16 protein-coding genes are annotated in these 19,250 nt (G+C 49.9%); 13 read left to right on the top strand and 3 right to left on the bottom strand.

Annotated features, from left to right (window positions below; translation table 11 throughout):
- Window positions 1–44 precede the first annotated feature (44 nt).
- Both hisN and LCH85_24595 read right to left on the bottom strand, forming a co-directional pair.
- Entirely contained in the window at window positions 45–821 is a 777-nt protein-coding gene (hisN, locus tag LCH85_24600) for a histidinol-phosphatase (GenBank protein MCA0355187.1), read from the bottom strand.
- 27 nt (window positions 822–848) lie between these two features.
- Window positions 849–1,322 carry a MarR family transcriptional regulator gene (locus LCH85_24595; GenBank protein ID MCA0355186.1) on the bottom strand — a complete coding sequence of 158 codons (474 nt, stop codon included), beginning with the start codon at window positions 1,320–1,322 and terminating at the stop codon, window positions 849–851.
- 185 nt (window positions 1,323–1,507) lie between these two features.
- Here LCH85_24595 and LCH85_24590 point away from each other — a divergent pair, with 185 nt between their 5' ends.
- From LCH85_24590 to LCH85_24535, 12 genes are all read left to right on the top strand, one after another.
- On the top strand, window positions 1,508–5,356 hold the full coding sequence (locus LCH85_24590) for an efflux RND transporter permease subunit (GenBank protein MCA0355185.1): 3,849 nt from the start codon (window positions 1,508–1,510) through the stop codon (window positions 5,354–5,356).
- A 75-nt stretch (window positions 5,357–5,431) separates the two neighbouring features.
- Entirely contained in the window at window positions 5,432–5,890 is a 459-nt protein-coding gene (locus LCH85_24585; GenBank protein ID MCA0355184.1) for a GNAT family N-acetyltransferase, read from the top strand.
- A 94-nt stretch (window positions 5,891–5,984) separates the two neighbouring features.
- Window positions 5,985–6,143 (top strand): hypothetical protein, encoded by a 159-nt coding sequence (locus LCH85_24580; protein MCA0355183.1) that lies wholly within the window; start codon window positions 5,985–5,987, stop codon window positions 6,141–6,143.
- Between the two features lie 80 nt (window positions 6,144–6,223).
- Window positions 6,224–7,165, top strand: coding sequence for a mevalonate kinase (gene mvk, locus LCH85_24575; GenBank protein ID MCA0355182.1), 942 nt, complete (start codon window positions 6,224–6,226; stop codon window positions 7,163–7,165).
- Window positions 7,166–7,175: 10 nt separating this feature from the next.
- Window positions 7,176–8,381: a glycosyltransferase family 2 protein gene (locus LCH85_24570; GenBank protein MCA0355181.1), complete on the top strand. Its 1,206-nt coding sequence runs from the start codon at window positions 7,176–7,178 to the stop codon at window positions 8,379–8,381.
- A 119-nt stretch (window positions 8,382–8,500) separates the two neighbouring features.
- Window positions 8,501–8,962, top strand: coding sequence for an NUDIX domain-containing protein (locus tag LCH85_24565; protein ID MCA0355180.1), 462 nt, complete (start codon window positions 8,501–8,503; stop codon window positions 8,960–8,962).
- An 8-nt stretch (window positions 8,963–8,970) separates the two neighbouring features.
- The gene (locus LCH85_24560; GenBank protein MCA0355179.1) at window positions 8,971–10,635 is read left to right on the top strand and encodes a serine/threonine-protein kinase; all 1,665 of its coding nucleotides are present in this window, start codon (window positions 8,971–8,973) and stop codon (window positions 10,633–10,635) included.
- Window positions 10,636–10,644: 9 nt separating this feature from the next.
- Window positions 10,645–11,166 carry an NUDIX domain-containing protein gene (locus LCH85_24555; GenBank protein ID MCA0355178.1) on the top strand — a complete coding sequence of 174 codons (522 nt, stop codon included), beginning with the start codon at window positions 10,645–10,647 and terminating at the stop codon, window positions 11,164–11,166.
- A 73-nt stretch (window positions 11,167–11,239) separates the two neighbouring features.
- Complete coding sequence (locus LCH85_24550; GenBank protein MCA0355177.1) at window positions 11,240–11,527, top strand: hypothetical protein; 288 nt, start codon at window positions 11,240–11,242, stop codon at window positions 11,525–11,527.
- A 92-nt stretch (window positions 11,528–11,619) separates the two neighbouring features.
- Entirely contained in the window at window positions 11,620–13,557 is a 1,938-nt protein-coding gene (locus LCH85_24545; protein MCA0355176.1) for a hypothetical protein, read from the top strand.
- A gap of 25 nt (window positions 13,558–13,582) precedes the next feature.
- Window positions 13,583–15,241 (top strand): response regulator, encoded by a 1,659-nt coding sequence (locus tag LCH85_24540; protein MCA0355175.1) that lies wholly within the window; start codon window positions 13,583–13,585, stop codon window positions 15,239–15,241.
- Window positions 15,242–15,382: 141 nt separating this feature from the next.
- On the top strand, window positions 15,383–16,069 hold the full coding sequence (locus LCH85_24535) for a hypothetical protein (protein ID MCA0355174.1): 687 nt from the start codon (window positions 15,383–15,385) through the stop codon (window positions 16,067–16,069).
- 82 nt (window positions 16,070–16,151) lie between these two features.
- On the opposite strand, the gene LCH85_24530 is transcribed toward LCH85_24535, so the two are convergent.
- Window positions 16,152–17,549, bottom strand: a complete 1,398-nt coding sequence (locus LCH85_24530) for an NCS2 family permease (protein ID MCA0355173.1) — start codon at window positions 17,547–17,549, stop codon at window positions 16,152–16,154.
- Between the two features lie 569 nt (window positions 17,550–18,118).
- Between LCH85_24530 and rlmN the strand changes: the two genes are divergently transcribed.
- The gene (rlmN, locus tag LCH85_24525) at window positions 18,119–19,210 is read left to right on the top strand and encodes a 23S rRNA (adenine(2503)-C(2))-methyltransferase RlmN (protein ID MCA0355172.1); all 1,092 of its coding nucleotides are present in this window, start codon (window positions 18,119–18,121) and stop codon (window positions 19,208–19,210) included.
- Window positions 19,211–19,250: the final 40 nt, after the last annotated feature.

Below are 19,250 nucleotides of genomic sequence, written 5' to 3'. Positions count from 1 at the left end.
TTTAACTATGATACACGTCTACGCAAGCCAGCCCTAAAATGTGGCTAGATTTTGCGTTGCTCAGCGGCTAAAATCGCTAGCACTTCTTGATGCAGGGCGGCATTGGTCGCCATTCCATCAGCGCCCCAAATTGTTGCCTCGCCCGCCCATGTGCTGAAATGGCCGCCAGCCTCGCGCAAAATTGGTAGCATCGGCGCACAATCCCACGGGTTCATGGCTGGATCAAGCATAATTTCGGCCCGGCCAGTTGCCACCAACACATAGCCGTAGCAATCGCCCCATGTTCGTTGGAGTTTGGTTTTGCTTACAAGCGTTTCGTAGGCATCAGAGCGTTTCATTGCCGAAGTGACCGAGGTGGTCAACAGGGTAGCCTCAGCCAGATTATCAACTTTGCTAACCTGAGCCGAGCGGCCATTCCAGCTACAGCCTAAGCCATTGGCAGCCGCCAACATTTCATCGAAAGCTGGCAAATAGACTGCACCAACGCTGGCCTCGCCCTTAACTTCTAGCCCAATCAGCACGCCATAAAACGGCACACCATGAATAAAGGTTTTGGTGCCATCAATTGGGTCGATAATCCAGCGATAATCGGCATCGCCCTTTTGTTCGCCATGCTCCTCGCCAATAATCGTATGGCTTGGAAAATAGCGCCCAATATAGTCGCGAATAATCGTTTCGGCCTCACGATCGGCACGGGTGACGGGAGTGGCATCGCCTTTAGTTTCAACTTGAACATCGGCTCCAAAATAGGCCAGGGTTCGACGACCACCTAAATAAGCCGCTTCGGTCGCAACATCCAACAGTTCACGCAAACTTGGCATGGCTTGAATCCTTCCATGGCAACACAATTAGCGTGAGCCATGGTAGTTGGCTGCATCCAAACGAGCAAGTTCGTGCACAAAACGCTCGACAATGCTGGAGAGTAATTCTAGTTCTTGATTATTGAATTGCTCCATCAACTGCGACATATCACGATAACGTTCAGCATTAATTGCTTCAATCTTTTTGCGTCCAGCATCCGTAAGCTCTACGAACACCACTCGCCGATCTTGTTCGTCGCGCTCACGAGCGACTAAATCGTTGGCGATCAAACGATCGACAATTCCGGTCAAGGTGGCGGGAGCGTGCTGAGTAATGCGGCCAAGATCGCTCATCGTGGCGCGGCCTTGGTGGGCATCGAGCGCAATTAGCAAAATTGCCTGCGAAAGGGTCAAGCCCAAGCGTTCCATGGTTTGGCTGCTTTGACGATGCGAAAGCCATGTCAATTGACGAATCATATCGGAGATTGAGCTCAGTAGTGAACTACGATGTTCATCTTCCATAAAGTTTCCTCGTTGTGAACAATTGTGAAAAACAGAAGTACCAAGCCGTTTTGGGGCGTTTGGTCTCTTGACACGAAATTCACAAATCCTATAATAGTTCGCGTGCCGAAATATTCTCGACATATATAATCGTAGCGACAAATAATCTTGCCGTCAAACATTTTCGTGCCGAAAGGAGCCACCTAGTGTTGTGGTTTACACGTCAATCGCTTAAGCGCTCGCCAATTACGATCATGATCTCCGTGGTCTTGATCATTGCGGGGCTGGTTGCTTCAGCAGGGCTGAAACGGGAACTCTTCCCGGATATTTCATTCCCCATCGTCAGCATCACCACGATCTATCCGGGGGCTTCTTCTGAAACCATGGATAGCGAAGTGACATCGGTGATCGAAAAGGCCGTTAATGGCTTGTCGGGCGTTCAAGCAGTTCAATCAACCTCATCGGAAAGCTTTGCTTTTACAATTTTGACCTTTGATGTTGATGTTGACCCCAAAGATGCCAAAGTTGAGGTTCAAGAGAAAATTAGCTCGTTGGCCTTACCTGAGAATGCTCAAAAACCCACAATTGGTACCTTCGATTTCAATTCGTTGCCAATTGTGGTTGCTAGTGTTAGCGGCGAGAACTTGAGCAATGTTCAGGCCCGAGTCGATGGCGAATTGATTCCAGCGCTGTCGGCAATTCCTGGCGTGAACAATGTGGCGGTCACTGGCGGCCAGCAAGAAAAAGTCTTGGTGACGATCGACCCTGATAAACTGAAAACCGAAAATTTGACCCAAGCCCAAGTTGTGCAATTCTTGCAAGCCAACAACATCGTCTTCCCTGTGGGCAGCGTGACCGACGAAGGCCGTTCGTTGCCGTTGCGGATTACCCATAAATATAGCTCAACCAACGAAATTGAAAATGTTGTGGTTGGGATTCGCTGTTTCGATTTGGGTAGCCTCGGTGGCGGCGGTGGCGGCGGCTTGGGTGGTGCAAGCAGTGGTGGCGGCTTGGCAGCCCTCGCTGGTGGCGCTTCCAAAGAAAAACCTGAAGTCTGTAAAAAATACGATCAATTGCTTGGTGGGACGACTGCAGTTACCACGACAACCCCACCAACAACAACTGCACCAGTTACTACCAGTTTGATTCCGGCTGTATTACAAACAAGAGGTATTACCAGCCCCGATCAAATTACGCCTGCAGTGATTAGCCAAATTCCTGCTGCTGGTGTAAGCCAAGTATTCAACCTGCCTTTGGCCTTGGCATTGAGCGACGAAAGCCAAGCTGCTTTGGCTCAACTCTACCCTGAAGCCGAAGTTCCAGCCGACTTAGTTGCCTTGAACATTAGCTCGCCAGATCAAATTACCCCAGCAGTGATTGGCCAAATTCCAGCAGCAGTCTTGGCGCAATTCCCAGTTAACTTGGCGTTGGCTTTACCTGAAGCTAGCCAAACCGCCTTGGCCACAGCTTTGGCCTCAGCACCAGCGCCAACTACCAATACAGGTGGTTTGCCAGCGGCATTTGCCGCTTTTGACATTACTTCACCTGAGCAACTTACACCTGATAAAATCGCGATCATTCCAGCTGAATACTTATCCGTATTCACCGAAGACGTAATTGCCCTCTTGCCTAAGGAAAGCCAAGATGCGATTGCTCAACGCCTCAATAGTGATGAGGTGAGTGCAGGCTTTAGCCTTCCCGATGAATTATTGATTCGCTTGAAGGATGTTGCCACGGTTAAAGTTGGCGCAGTTGGGAGCAGCACGGTTACTCGCACCAACGGTCAAGCCAGCTTGGGCTTAGAAATTTCCAAAGATACGACTGGCAACACGGTCGAAATCGTCGAGGCTGTTGAAGCCGAATTTGCCAAATTCAACAATGGCGATTTGAAGATTCAGATCGTCAGCGAACAAGCCACGCCAATCAACCAAGCCGTAAGTGCTGTGTTGACTGAAGGCGCGATCGGCGCAGTCGTGGCAGTTGTGGTTATCTTCTTGTTCTTGCGTTCGTTGCGCACCACCTTGGTTACCGCTGTTTCAATTCCACTTTCGATTATGGTGGCCTTGATTCTGATGCGTTTGCAAGGCTTCTCGCTCAACGTGATGACCTTGGGCGGTCTGACCGTCGCGGTCGGGCGGGTGGTCGATGACTCGATTGTGGTTTTAGAAAACATCTATCGCTATTTGAATAAAGGCGCAAATCGCCGCGAAGCCGTGATCGAAGGCACCAAAGAAGTTGCTGGCGCAATTACCTCATCGACCTTGACCACCGTCTGTGTGTTCTTGCCCTTGGGCTTGGTCGGCGGGATCGTCTCGAAGTTCTTCTTGCCCTTCGCTTTGACCGTAACTTATGCGTTGTTGGCTTCGTTGATTGTGGCAATCACGATTGTGCCACTCTTGGCGTTCCTGTTTATTCGCCAAACCAAAGAAGAGCCAGAAAATACCTGGATGCAACGCGCCTACACGCCAGCCTTGTTGTGGGCTTTGCGCAATCGCGCTTGGACGTTGGTAATTGCATTCGCGCTCTTGCTGGGTAGCTTTGGTTTCGTCAACTTCTTGAAATTCACCTTCTTGCCCGATAGCAGCGAAAAGTTGATTTCAATTCAGGTCTTTACGCCTGCTGGAACCGACCTTGATAGCACGGTTGCTAAAGCCGACGAAATTGAAAAATTGTTGTTGCCGCAACGCGATGCTGGCAAGGTGCGCGATATTCAAACAGTGATTGGGAGTGCTGGTGGGGCCAACGCCGCTCGTGATCAATCGGGTGGTGCTAGCGCTCCCAATAGTGCTCGCTTTAGCCTGACGATCAACAACGACAATGTGACCGACCCAACTGCCTTTGCCAAAGAGCTTGAAGCCCAAATCAAAGGCGTTGCAGGCTTAGATTCAGTGGCTGCCGAGGTTATTTCGCAAGGTGGCGGCCCTGGCAATGCCGGCCTAGATATCACTTTGGTTAGCTCGGATATTACCAAACTGCGCGAAGCCAACGATAAAATTATGGCCGCCATTGGTGGTAATAATGCCAGCGATCGCTTCGATATTGCCAATGTCAAGAGTGGTTTGGCCGAAGTCAAGCCTGAGCTTGAAGTTGCGGTTGATCCTAAGAAAGCGATCGGCAGCGGCACGAGCACGGCCCAAATTGCCTTGCAAATTCGCGCTTTGTTAACTGGCGAGAATGCTGGCACAGTCCAATTGGCTGGCACTGACAAGCCTTTGGATATTTATGTTCAGGTTGATCCTACAGCCTTGGATGCTGAGAAATTGAGCGCCTTGGAAGTTGGTTTGTTCAACACTGTGCCTCTGTCATCAGTTGCTACGATTAGCGAAGTACCAGGCGCTAGCAGCATCGTGCGGATTAATGGCGACCGCGCCACCTCGATCTCTGGCCAATTTACCAGCGATGATACCTTCTCGACCCAAGCTGCGGTTGAGGCTGAAATTCGCGATAACATTGGCTTGCCCGAAGGCGTGATCATCCAAGCAGGGGCGCAAGCTCAATCACAAACTGACACCTTTAATGATATGTTCCTCGCCTTGGGCGTGGCAGTTATCTTGGTGTATTTGGTGATGGTGCTCTCGTTTGGCTCGTTGATGAATCCGTTGATCATCCTCTTCTCGTTGCCATTGGCAATTATTGGGGTCTTGACTTCGTTGTTCATCACTGGCAAGCCACTTGGCATCACCACGATGATTGGGGTCTTGCTGCTGATCGGGATTGTGGTTACCAATGCAATTGTGTTGATTGAGTTGGTTGAACAATATCGTGAAGCTGGCAAGCCAGTCTACGAATCGTTGGTTCAAGCAGCTCGCGTGCGGCTCCGCCCAATTTTGATGACCGCCATCGCCACGATGGTTGCCTTGTTGCCATTGGCGCTTGGCCTCAAAGAAGGTGGATTCATTGGCGCAGACCTTGGGATTGCGGTGATTGGGGGCTTGTTTACCTCAACCTTCTTGACCTTGTTGGTCGTGCCAGTCGTCTATAGTTTGATCGAAAGCGTCAAAACTCGTTTTGGCTTCGCCGATAAACATGGCAAGCCCGAAGCTGATGTTGCATAATCGCTAGCTTGTTTCTGGTTGCAACGCAGGTTACCATCACGGTAGCCTGCGTTTTTTGTAACGAAAGGAATAAGCATGCGAGCCATGACCGAAGCCGATTTCTTGCCAATTCAAGCGGTGATTGACGACTGGTGGGAGCGCCCGCTAAGCAGCTTGTTGCAGCGTTGGATGTGCCATTATTTTAGTGCTAGCAGTTTTGTGATTGAGCAAGATGGCAAACTCGTTGGATTTTTGATTGGCCTGATCGATCAAACCAAAGCTGAGGCCTATATTCATATGGTTGGGGTTGCACCCGAACTACGCCGCACCGGTTTAGCCCAACAACTGTATGAAAAATTCTTTACACTGGCCATTAGCCAACAATGTCGTACAGTTCGCGCAATCACTGCACCTGTCAATCAACGTTCAATCGCGTTTCATCGAAGGATGGGTTTTGGGCTAGAGTTGGGCGATGGCGAGGCCGAGGGTGTGCCAGTTGTGCTTGATCATGCTGGGCCGCAGCAAGCCCGCGTTTGCTTTCTGCGCCAGTTGTGAGTACTATGCGCCACATTCGTGCCCACAAACGTGGATCTGTTGCTTGCACAGATTTGGGTTAAAGCAAGCATTGGTGTGTGTAGGAGTTATGGTTATGTCCAAGCGGATGCGGAATTGGATTATTGGCTATTCGATTTTGTTCGTGGTGTTGGTGGTTGGTATGATGCTGCTCGATATTCCGTGGTATGCAGCAGTTGTGTTGACCGCAGTGGGCATGATCTATCAAACTGGGCGTTATTTGCTCTGGGATTAAAGCGGTTGTAGTTTGCTGTGGTCTGATCATTTTGGTCAGGCCACACAGCATATTAAGATATTCGATCTATAATACATGCAATGAATAGTGCGCCTGGAAAACTTATTTTAGCTGGCGAACATGCCGTGGTCTATGGCCAACCAGCTTTGGCGATGCCGATTGCCGCCTTACGTGCTAGCGTCGCCGCCGAACCAGCCCCACGCGGCGCGGGTATGACCGTGCATGCGCCAGATTTAGGCTTGGTTTGGCGTTTGCGGGCCACTGCACCGTTGAGCGATTTGGCTCAGCGTACCTTAGATTATTTGCAATTGCCAGAACCAGATTTGCGCTTGACCATTAGTTCTAGTATTCCGATTGCGAGCGGGATGGGCAGCGGGGCAGCGGTTGGCGCAGCTTTAGTCCGTGCATTGGCTGAACAGGCAGGCCAACAACTTTCGGCCCAAGTTATTTCAGATCTGGTTTATCAGAGCGAAAAAGCTTTTCATGGCACTCCCTCAGGCATTGATAACACCGTTGTAGCTTACGAACAACCAATTTTGTTTCAACGCCAAACGCAAGGTGAACCACTGATTGCGCCGTTAGCAGTTGGCAATCAATGGCATTTTGTGGTGGCCGATAGCGGCATTGCTAGCGAAACCAAAGCCGTTGTCGGCGACTTACGCCAGCGCTGGTTGGCCGAGCCAGAGCTTTATAATCGCCAATTTGTGGCAGTTGGCAACTTGGTACGCCAGATTCAAACGGCTTTGGCTGGCAATGATGCCGAACTATTTGGCCAATTGCTGAGCCAAAATCATCAATTATTGCAAACCCTGGGCGTTTCCGCCGAAAAACTTGATTATTTGGTGCAAACAGCCTTGGCGGCTGGGGCGTGGGGAGCCAAAATGTCGGGGGCTGGCTGGGGCGGAATTATGCTAGCACTGGTTCCGGCTGAACGCGCTAGCCATATTCAACAACAACTGCGAGCGGCTGGCGCTGTGCAAACCTGGCAAACCAGTTTGCTACCAACGGATTCAAAGCGATGAGGTTGCTTCTGTGACGATTGATGCTGCAATTATTGTTGTAACCTACAACCACGCTCGCTATATTGGCGATTGTCTCAGCTCGTTGTTGGCGCTTGATCCTGCGCCCAGCGAATTGGTGGTAGTTGACAATGCCTCGCGTGATGCAACGGCCAAAATCGTCAAAAATCAATTTCCTCAAGTGCGCTTTGTGCAAACCGGAGCCAATTTGGGCTTTGCAGGTGGTTGCAATCAAGGCGCTCGATTAACCTCCGCTGAATATATTGTGTTGGCCAACCCCGATTTGATTGTGCAGCCCGATTGGCTTGAGCAGCTGGTCGCGCCGTTGGAGCGTTGGCCGAGCGTTGGTGCGGTTGGCGGCAAATTGCTATATCGCGATGGCACGACCATTCAACATGCCGGCGGAGTTTTGCGCTTGCCATGGGGTTTGGGCCATCATCGTGGGGTTGGCGAGCATGATCATGGCCAATACAACGCACTTGAAACAGTCGACTATGTGACTGGGGCGGCCTTTGCTTGTCGGCGGAGCACTTGGGATGTGCTCGATGGCCTTGATGAGCAATTTTACCCGGCCTATTACGAAGAAGTTGATTTTTGCACTCGCCTACGGCGTGCCAGCCTTGATGTGCTATACACGCCCCGCGCAGTCGCAACCCATATCGAAGGCTCTAGCGTGGGCCATCGTAGCGCCGTTTATTTGCAACTGTACCATTTTAATCGGCTACGCTACCTTTTTAAATACTTCAACAATACCTGGCTGATGCGTACATGGCTGCCTGCCGAGATGGGTCATATTCGGGCTTGTGCCAGCGACGACGAGATTCAAGCCCTGAAAATTGCCTACTTGGCCTATCAATCAGCCTTTTTAAACCATGAATCCCAGCCAGTCATCAGCGAACTGGATATTTTTCCCGATGAGACTGCTGATGGTGGCGAAACCGAATTACAATGGATTGAACGCCAACTTCGTGCTAAAGTGAAGGTCGAACCAGCGCCGATTCCAGCACGGCAACGTTGGTTAGGGGCGATTCGCAATGGCCTGCTACGCTTGGCCACCCGTGATTTTGTTGTGCCGATCGTACAAGCACAAAATGATGCTAACGCCGCCTTGTTAGAATCGATTCAAGCATTGAGCCGCCAACGCCGTGCCGCCGATGCAACCATCCTACTACAAGGCATGTTATTAGCCAAAAGTTTGGATCAACAACCAAAGGCCTAAATTGCCCCTCTTGATCACCACGTTATGATAGTGTTAAGCCAATGTTTATAACATTGGGTTTTATATTGCTTTGGTCTGCGACGACTATTATTCATTATTCGTTTTTAGGAGCGTCAACGATGACCAAGATCCATCCACCGAGCCATCGGGTTGCGGCATTTGCCATTATTTTTAGTTCCAATGGCGCAGTGTTGCTTTCACGACGGGCTGAGAGCGGCTGGTGGAATTTGCCAGGTGGCGGTGTTGAAGCCCACGAAAGTGTCAGCGAAGGCATTATTCGTGAGGTGCGCGAAGAAACAGGCCTAGAAGTTGCGGTAACTCGGCTGGTTGGGGTCTATTCCAAGCCCCAAAAGCATGAGGTAGTGCTAACCTTCGAATGTCATGTGCTTGGCGGCGAGTTGCAAATAACTGAGGAATCATCGGAACATCAGTGGTTTGCGCCCGAACAACTACCAACCGAGCATTTTCTGCCAAAACATCGTGAGCGCGTGCTTGATGCCTTGAGCAATCAGCCAGCAGCGATTCTCCGTGATCAACGTTCACCCTCAGTCGGCGACCATCAATCCAATCACAATCAATGAGGTGAGCAGTGGCCATTCTCGATAAGCTCCTCTCGCGCTCTGATGATGCCGATAATTTAAAGGGCGTTGAGTTTAAAGTTGGCGATATTATCGACCAACGCTATTTGGTGCGCAATGTGCGCAAAGGATTTATGGGCTTAGTCTACATCGCCCGCGATTTGCGTTCGGAGCAAACCGTGGCGATGAAAACGTTTCAAGCCAAATTCACATGGGTCGATAGCGCAATTGCTAATTTTACCCGTGAGGCCGAAGTTTGGATGCGGCTTGGTTCGCACCCAAATATTGTTGAAGCAACCAGAATTGTGACCATCGCTGGCCGTCCGCATATCGTCATGGAGTTTGTGCCAGGGGTTTCGCTGCGCGAGATGATGCGCCGCGGTCGCTTGCGTTTCAAGCACATTGTCGATTTTGCCATCCAAATTTGTTGGGGCATGCAATATGCCTACGATCGCTGTAATTTGATTCACCGCGATCTCAAGCCCGATAATGTAATGGTTACACCCGAAGGCATCGCTAAAGTCACCGATTTTGGCTTGGCGCAAGGAGCAAGTGTTTCCACCAAAGTCCGTTGGGGCCACGATTCGCAGCACAACGAATCGAAAATTGTGACCCACGCCAGCGATTTGTTTGGCGGTTCGCAGCCCTACATGTCGCCAGAACAACGGGCACCAGGCACACCGTTGGGCACAACCAGCGATATTTATGCAATGGGCGTAATGCTGTATGAGATGATGATCGGTGATTTGCCGTTCAAAGCCCCAACCGTTGCTGAATTAACGCATCTGCATTGTAACGTACCACCGCCAACGCCTTCAGAAGTACGGCCAGACCTTCGGCGCGGCTGTGATCATGTGATTTTGCGCTGTTTGGCCAAAAAAGCCAACGATCGCTATCAATCGTTCGATGAGCTAGAACACGATTTGCAATGGCTGCGCAAATATCACCTTGGCGAAGAATTGGCCCGGCCAACCGTTTCAATTAGCCTTGAAACCCAAGCCGCCGATTTGAATGCCAAGGGGATTGTGCATATGTCGTTGCACGAATACAGTGCGGCGGTCAAGTGTTTTCGCCAAGCCACCGAGCTTGAAAGCAGCCGTGCAACCTATTGGCTCAATTTGGGTATGAGCCAAGTGGCTTTGTTGGCCTATAACGATGCGCTCAAAAGCTATGAACATGCCTTGACCTTGAACCCAAGCCGCGATGAAGAAGTTCGTTTGCACTGGCTTGCAGGTGAATCGCACGAATATCTGTATCAATTGCGCGAAGCCTTGGAAGATTATGATGCAGCCTTAAATTTGGATAAAAAAGAGCGGCGGGCTTGGCTGGGCCGTGGTCGGGTCTATAGCGCTTTGGCCTTGCCTAAAGAGGCCTTTCAAGCCTACGAATACGCTTCCAAGCTCGACCCGAACGATCCGATTACCTGGCGCAGCATGGGCTATGCCTCGCTCGAATTAAACCAAGCCAAGCAGGCCTTGTATTATTTCGATCAAGCCTTGAAGGTCAACCCACGCGATGCCCAATCGTGGTGCGGCAAAGGCCAAGCCTTCCTTGATCTCAAGAAAAACAACGATGCCTTGCAAGCCTACGAAAAAGCCTATAAACTCGATGCGAATTTAGCAGAAGCCGTGATGGGCTTGGCCAAAGTGCGTGGCACTGGGGCATTACCGAGGTAGGCAAACACTATGGGGCGCGAAGATCAAGGCATTAATAACAATCTGCATCGTTGGCAGACGATTCCACGAACGCTCTGTTTTGTGACCTTTGGCAGCGGAGCCGAACGCCAAGTGTTGCTGTTACGTGGTGCGCCGACCAAACGTGTTTGGCCCAACCGCTTAAATGGTGTGGGCGGCCATATCGAACGCCACGAGGATTTTCTCAGCGCAACCCTGCGTGAAGTCCACGAAGAAACGGGCTTGACGGTGGCACAACCGCGTTTGGCTGGAATTGTGCATATTGATAGCGGCGCTGAAGTTGGGATTGTGATGGCGGTGTGGACTGCCGAGGCCAGCAACCAAAACATCGTGTCAAGCGTCGAAGGAGCATTAGAATGGCACTCAGCTGTGCAATTACCAACCAGCGATCTCGTTGATGATTTGGCGATTCTGTTGCCCAAAGTGCTGAGCATGCAACCGCATGATCCGCCATTTTTCGCTCATTATTCTTACGACGAACACAATCAACTGCGGATTGCTTGGCAAGCTTAATGCAGAATCAACTTAATTAATCGCGCAGCAGGCACGGCTTACCCCGTGCTTGTTGCATGGTAGGAGCAAGATTATGCCACTCACACCCTATGATAACCCCAACGGCGTACCAGGCCAATTGGTTGGCTCGAAAGTATTGTTAATTTTGGCGGCAATTTTGGGTTTGGCTGGGCTGTTATTAACGATTTTTGGCGATCTATGGGCAGGTTTGATGCTACTGGGCGGCGGCATGAGCTTTGGCTGTTTTAGCGTAATGCAATCAAATGCGCCCACCTCAACCCGCAACCGAAACATCCTTTTAGGCGTAGGTTTGGTGGCGGGGATTGTAGCATGGTTGGCGGCGCTCAAATTAGCCCTTTAGAATCGCCTAGACGCGCCATGCTATAATTCAGGTGGCGGCACTGCTGCGGCCACATTCGCAAACTACATTCTCAATCGCTAGGAACTTTAGGTATGGTGGCGGCGTTTTCGTGGACTAATTTTTTGCTTGCAGCCAATGACCTAACGCTGGCAGCAATTGTGGTCGTGGGGTTTTCGTTATTTGCCTATATTGCGCTGCACAATTGGCGCAATGGGGTAGCGCGTTCGTTTTGTTTGTTGATTGTGGGGTTGATGATTGTGCTTGGGGGCGCAATTCTCCAACGTCAGGCGCAAACCGAAGCTACTCGCCATGTGCTTTGGCGCATTCAATGGGCAGGTATTAGCCTTGTGCCTGCGGCCTATTACCATTTTGCCGAATCTCTGCTGCGCAGCACAGGTGATCCACGTATGTGGACGCGCGTGCTCTTGCCCTTATTCTATACATTTAGCGTTGGCTTTTGGCTAGTCGCGCTGACGAGTAATATTTTGGTGATTGATGTGCCAAGTCAGCCCTATGTTGGCTTTGGCAAAGGACCATTGTTTTGGTTCTTTATTAGCTATTTCGTCACCGTGTGTTTGCTTGGGGTTTGGTGCATTCGCCAAGCCCATCGGCGCTCGATTACTCCGGCCAATCGGCGACGCTTATGGTATTTAAGTACTTCTTTTTTAGCTCCGTTTCTGGGTGTATTTCCCTATTTGATTATCGCCGCCAATACTAAGGGCGTGCCATCCTGGCTTTCGTTGATGCTACTAGGCGCAAGCACCACCGGCGTGGGAGTGATGATGACCCTCATGACCTATAGCGTGGCTTTCCATGGGGTGATTGTGCCAGATCGTTTGGTTAAGTATAATTTCTTACGTTATGTATTATATGGGCCATTCGTTGGCGTAGCCTTGATTATTTGTTTGCAATTGGTTGAACCAATCAGTGCCGCCACCGGCTTGCCCCGCGCAACGATCACGATTTTTGGGGTAATGTTGATGACGGTGATGATGCCAATTTTTATTGGGCGAATTCGACCAACCGTTGATACCTTGATTTATCGCCAAGATAGTGACGAAGTGCGTTGGATGCGCCGCTTCGAGGAGCGAGCTTTCACCCGCCAAGATTTACGCCAATTGCTCGAAAATACCTTGGTGGCAGTTTGTGGCTCGTTGCGGGTTGAATCAGGCTTTGTGCTGGCTCCTAATGAAGAGCATTTTACCGTTCAAGCATCGTGTGGCCCGCGCCGCACCATCAAGCAATTTTTGAATGTTCATGATATCAACGAGCTATTGCAAAATCTGCCGCACATGGCCTTCAGTAACGATCGCATTCCCGAAGTTGAGGATTTTAGCATTCGCGATGGCTTTTGTTTGCTACCACTGTACAATAGCCAGCAGGAATTATTGGGTGCAATTGGGATTGGTTGTCGGCCAGAACAACTGACCGTCCCCACTCGCCAGTTAATTGCAACCTTGGCGCATCAGATGGAATTGGCGCTGACCCATATGCAATTGCAGCAAAATCTATTTAGCTCGTTGCGTGGGCTAGCCCCCCAAAGCGCTTCGCTGTTACAATTAACCAGTGAAATTGAAACGCCCGCCACCGAAATGGCCGATGCGCTGGCTGATGTGGCCTTGCATCCTGAGTTTCCACAGTTGGTCAAGGATGCACTTTCACATTATTGGGGCGGTCCAAAACTGAGCGATAGCCCTTTGCTCGATTTGCGCACAGTGCGCCAATTGCTTGATACCCAGGGTGGCAGCCCAACGCGGGCTTTGCAAGGCGTGTTACGCCAAGCAATCGAAAACATTCGGCCTGAAGATCAACTTGATCCAACGGCTCCCGAATGGATGATTTACAATATTTTAGAATTACGCTTTCTCAAAGGCTTACGGATACGTGAGATTATAGATAAGCTCGCGATGAGCGAATCGGATTTTTATCGAAAACAACGGGTGGCGGTGGAAGAAGTGGCCCGTCAGTTGGCGCTGATGGAAGACCAAGGCGATCGCCCTTCCGGCTCGGTTGAGCGACAACGTCCCTAAGCGCGAGGCATCTGGAGATACCTGTATGGATAGCTACGAACGCCGTTCTCGTTTTGTTCACCGCTTTGCAACACCCCTGACCACGTTAAACGCGGGGTTGGCGTTGCTTGAGCGTTATTTAGCTGAAAGTAATGCCAACTCGGCCCAAATTGCTGAGGTAATGGGCTTGCTCAATCGCTCGGCAACCCGCTTGGGTAGTGCGATTGATGTGCTGCAAGAATATATGTTTGATCATCCAACTGGCATTCAGGTGATTATTCCCGATGAGGTGCTGGCGCAGCGCCCACAGCAGCCAACCCAAACGCCCACCGAACAGCCCAATTTGGCTTTGCCCAAATATCCACCTGATATCGACACCAGCAAACCATGTGTCTTGCTGATCGAAGATTCGCAAACCTATCGCGCAGTGGTTTCCGCACGTTTAACTCAATCGGGCTATAACGTGGTAACCGCTCCCGATGGCATGGCTGGCTTGGATTTGGCGCGGGCTTATCAACCAGTGGCGATTATTCTCGACCTGATGTTGCCCCACCTGAATGGCGAGCAAGTGGCTTTTGTGCTGGGCGAAGACCCTGAAACCAAGCATATTCCAATTATTATTTACACTGGTTTAGAGGCCAAGCAAACCGAAAAACTAGAGCTTGACCCACGCCTGCAAATTATTCGCAAAGACGAGGCCTTGGATCGTTTGCCAATCATGGTTAGCGAGTTGGTGATCAAAAGCCGCAAAAAAACCATCGCCGAGCTTTTGGTAATCGAAGATGATCAAGAGATTCAGCAAGTGGTCAGTCAAGGCTTATCGAACGCTGGTTATTCGATCACGGTCACGACCAGCGGCGAGGAAGGCTTGCGCTTAGCTATGCGCCAGCCCTTCGATTTGATTATGCTCGATTTGATGTTGCCCGATATTGATGGCTGGACGGTGTTGCGCCAGTTGCGCGAACGCACCCAAACCGCGACCACGCCGTTGATGCTGGTTTCGGCGCTGGGCAAGCCCGAAGAAAAAGTACGCGGCTTTCAACTTGGCGCAGACGATTATATTACCAAGCCCTTTGATTGGAACGAATTGCTAGCGCGAATCAGTGCCTCGTTGCGCCGCCGCGAAGTCGAAGGCAACGCCAACCCATCGACGATGCTGCCAGGCAATCGGGCGATTGAACGGGCGATTGCCGCTCGCTTAGATCGCAAACAGCCGTTTGTGGTGGGCTACTGCGACCTCGACCACTTCAAAGCCTACAATGATCAATATGGCTTTCTCAAAGGCGATGCGATTATCCACCAAACTGCGCGAATTATCACTGGTGCGGTGGAGCGTTCGGGAGCGGCTGGCGATTTTGTCGGCCACATCGGCGGCGACGATTTTGTGTTTCTAGCCCATCCCGACAACGTTGCAGCAATCTGCGAATCGATTATTCGTGAGTTTGATCAGCTTGCGCCTTTGTATTACGACATCGAATCGCGCCAACGCGGTTTTATTCGCCAAAACGACCGCGAGGGCAATCCCAAGCAATTTCCGTTTGTCAGCATCTCGATTGGCGTGGTTTCGAGCCTCAACCACCAGATTACCCACTTTGCCGAATTTGGCGATTTGGCCGCCGATGTGAAAAAGCGGGCCAAAGCCCACAAAGGCAGCGTCTATCTGATTGAAACTGGCGACAAAGCCACGGTCAACGCAGCAGGCTAAGATCCCTCACCCCAACCCCTCTCCCAATTGTTGGGAGAGGGGCTTTTTTATGTTATTTGAGCTAAATAGGGCTTGCGACCGATATAAATGATTAAGGATGAAGCTTATACTAGCTGTGATGATTAACAATGTGGAGGTTCTATGATTGAGCGCGTTCGTATCGCCGACATTATGACTCCCGCCGACGAAGTAATTTTCTATGATCCAGCGATGGAAGATGAATGTGTAAAATTTTGTAAAAACCGAAATATTGAATATTTACCTTCTCTTGAAGATCCTAATAATAAGGCGTATTGTAGGAGTGAAAAAGGCTTCTTTGAAGAAATAACCCTTGATGATTCCTTAAAAATCGATGTAAATTTAGACGCGTTTAGTGAGCAAGCTCTTAGTAAGTTCAAACAGAATAAAGTTCTATTTGTTTATAACTATGGTGAATTTTGCGGTATTATTCATTTCTCTGATTACAATAATGATAAAATTAAGGTTTATATTTATTCGATAATTCTTTTATATGAGACATCTCTGAGGAAAATACTTAGAATAAACAATATCAAAGACTTAAGAGGTATGGATTTTGAGAAGCATCGTATAGGAGAATTAATTGATGAAATCTCAAAAAATGATAAGATAAAAATGAGAATTACTAATAAAGATATATTAAGGAATTTTAGAAATAGCATAATGCATTTTCATACAACAATTAAAAATAAAGGAATAAATCTAGATAAATTTATTTATGAAGAAAATGATTTTATTGTTTTTACAAAAAATGTGAATATATTGATGTATGAAATTAGAAGAGTAAAAACATATATATTAACTAAATAATTTACCGAAAGCCTCGATTTTGAAATATAAAGCCGAGGCTTTCAACTTATCTGTCTTAGCGAAATTTAGGGGTGAGGTAAGGCTAAATCTTCGCCTCGATCAACGGCAATAGAAAGTAAACCAAGAAGGCTACGGCAACGAACCACAATAACGGATGCACTTGCTTGGCCTTGCCCAAGGCCAATTTCAGTACCACATAGCTGATAAAGCCAGCGCCAATGCCATTGGTAATGCTATAGCTGAATGGCATAATCGTCATGGTCAGCAAGGCGGGAAATCCCTCTTCAAGCTCGCCAAAATCAATTTCGCGAATGCCGCCGGACATCAAAAAGCCCACGATAATCAAGGCTGGCGCGGTCGCTTCGCTTGGCACAACCCCAGCAAATGGCGCGATCAGAATGCTTAGCAGGAACAAAATTCCAGTAACCACGGCGGTTAGGCCTGTGCGCCCGCCTTCGCCAACGCCCGCCGCACTTTCGATGTAGGTGGTGACCGATGATGTGCCGAATACGCCGCCAGCAATCGCCGCAACTGAATCGACCATCAACACCCGATTGGAATTGGGCAAATCGCCATCGGCTTTGACAAAACCTGCCTGTTCGCCCACGCCGATAATCGTGCCCATTGTGTCGAAGAAATCCGAGAGCATCAGCGAGAAAATCACCAAGACTGCTGAAAGCACCCCAGCTAATTTAAACACATCGAAATTAAGGCCTTGGCCAATGGTTTCGAAGCTTGGGCTAGCTAGTTCGGTGGGGAATGCGCCTTGCACGCCTGTCTGAGCACTGGCATCTGCACCAAAGGCGTAATGGCTTACCACCCCAATCACGGTTGTGGCCAGAATGCCAATCAGCAAGGCGGCTTTGACCTTACGCGCCATCAAAATCAAGGTCAAAAATAAGCCAACCACGGTTAGCAAGATTGAAAAGGTGGTGAAATTGCCCAAGGCCATAGGCGTGCCCGTGCCGCGTTGCACAATCCCAGCGTTATTCAACCCAATGAACAGAATGAACAAGCCAATGCCCACGCTAATCGCCCGTTTTTGCGAAAGCGGAATCGCATGCATCACCGCTTGGCGAAAGCCCGTTAGCACCAAGAGTGTGATCAAAACCCCTTCGAGCACGATCACGCCCATCGCTGCCTGCCATGGCAACCCCATGGTCAGAATTAATTGAAAGGCGACGACTGCATTCAAGCCCAAGCCTGGAGCCAAGGCAAAAGGATAATTGGTAAATAAGCCCATCGCGATACACATCAAGGCCGAAACCAAACAAGTAGCGGTGAGCGTTGCGTTGAAGGGTGGTCCAGCCTCAGCCAACGGCCCACTTGATAAAATCGAGGGATTAACAAAAATAATGTAGGCCATCACGAAAAAGGTGGTTACGCCCGCCAGAATTTCAGTCCGAAGGTTAGTTCCACGTTCGGCAAAGCGAAAATAGCCTGCCAAGCCAGCGTCAAGCCGCGAATTGCTGCGTGCCACAGGTCAACTCCTTTGAATCAAGCCAACAATGCACGCCCGGCAAATGCTGGCCATGCCCAAGAAAGCTCCATCCAGCAGGCTGCCGTAGGCTTCAAGATGGGGAAATATTGTTAAATTAGGCGTAGCGCTATTATACGATATAGCGGGGGAAAGGATGAAGGATGAGGGATGAGGGATGAAAATAAGAACATAGAGCAAAGAGCAAAGAACATAGAGGTTAGGGTTTATTGGATTAACAAAGGCCAATATGCCCTAACCCCCTTCTGGGCGTGCTCCCCTCGCCCGCCGCAGTGGGAGAGGGGGCTAGGGGTGAGGGAACGACTACTGGTTGTTAACTCAATGAACCATTACAATTAGGGGCTAGGGTTCAGGGGGCAGAAAATGCAATGGGAAAACAGAAAGCGGATTAGGTTGAGCAGCATAATCAAAACAATCTGTGGAATCTGTGGCTAAAAACTTACCCTTCGTGCCTTCGCGTCCTTCGTGGTTTCGTTCTTCGTGCCGTGGATCAACGACGATCCCCACGATAAAGAAAGATGGTATCATGGGGCGTAACAAACGAGGAACTCATGAATATTTACGATCTTGATTTGAAGGGCTTGACCGCGCAATTAACCGAATTAGGCCAACCAGCCTTTCGGGCGCGGCAAATTTATGCCCATTTATATAAAAAATTAGCTAACGATTTTGCCGCCATGACCGATTTGCCCGCCGCGCTACGTGAGCAATTGGCAGCAAATTTGCAAATTGGCAACCTTGAGTTGGTGCGCGAACAAACCACCGATGATGGCTTAACCCGCAAAGTGCTTTGGCGTTGTCCAGGCAATGCGGTGATTGAAACCGTGCTGATGATCTACCCGCCAGATCGGGCGACGATTTGTGTTTCGACCCAAGCGGGTTGTGCCATGGGCTGCGTCTTTTGTGCAACTGGCAAATTAGGCTTGTTGCGCAATATCTCCAGCGGCGAGATTATGGAGCAGGTGCTATATTTCGAGCGCTATCTGCGCAATGAAGGCGCTGCGATTGCCAAACGCCATGGCGGGCCAGTGCCCGACCATATCACCAACTTGGTGTTTATGGGCATGGGCGAACCATTTGCCAACTACGAGCGTTGGTGGGCGGCGGTCGAACGGCTCAACGATAAACAGGGCTTTAATCTTGGCGCTCGCAACATGACCGTTTCGACCGTGGGCTTGGTCAAAGGCATTCGCCAATTGGCCGATGAAGCCTTGCAGGTCAATTTGGCGGTTTCGTTGCATGCTCCCAACGATCAATTGCGCAGCGAACTTATGCCCGTCAACGATCGCTTTGATATCAGCGATTTGATGGATTCGATTCGTTATTACACCGATAAAACCCATCGGCGAGTTTCATTTGAATATGTGCTACTCGACGATAAAAACGATACGCCTGAACTTGCAGCCCAACTTGCCAATTTGGTTAAGGGCATGCTCTGCCATGTCAATTTAATTCCGTGGAATCCTATCCCTGGAACGCCCTTGACGCGTTCGCATCGTGAGCGGGTTACGGCTTTTCAACGAGTTGTGCAAGCAGCAGGCATTTCGTGCACCGTGCGAGTGGAGCGCGGGGTAGAAATCGCCGCCGCCTGTGGTCAACTTGCCGCGATTCCATCGCCAACCAGCCCGATAAACCTGTATTAGAAGGATGAAGGATAAATTATGAGGGATGAAAGGCTGAAAT

This window comes from Chloroflexota bacterium, assembly GCA_020161265.1.
Lineage (GTDB): Bacteria > Chloroflexota > Chloroflexia > Chloroflexales > Herpetosiphonaceae > Herpetosiphon.
The sequence above is the reverse complement of the archived record's forward strand: the minus strand, read 5'-3'. Positions and strand labels throughout refer to the sequence as shown.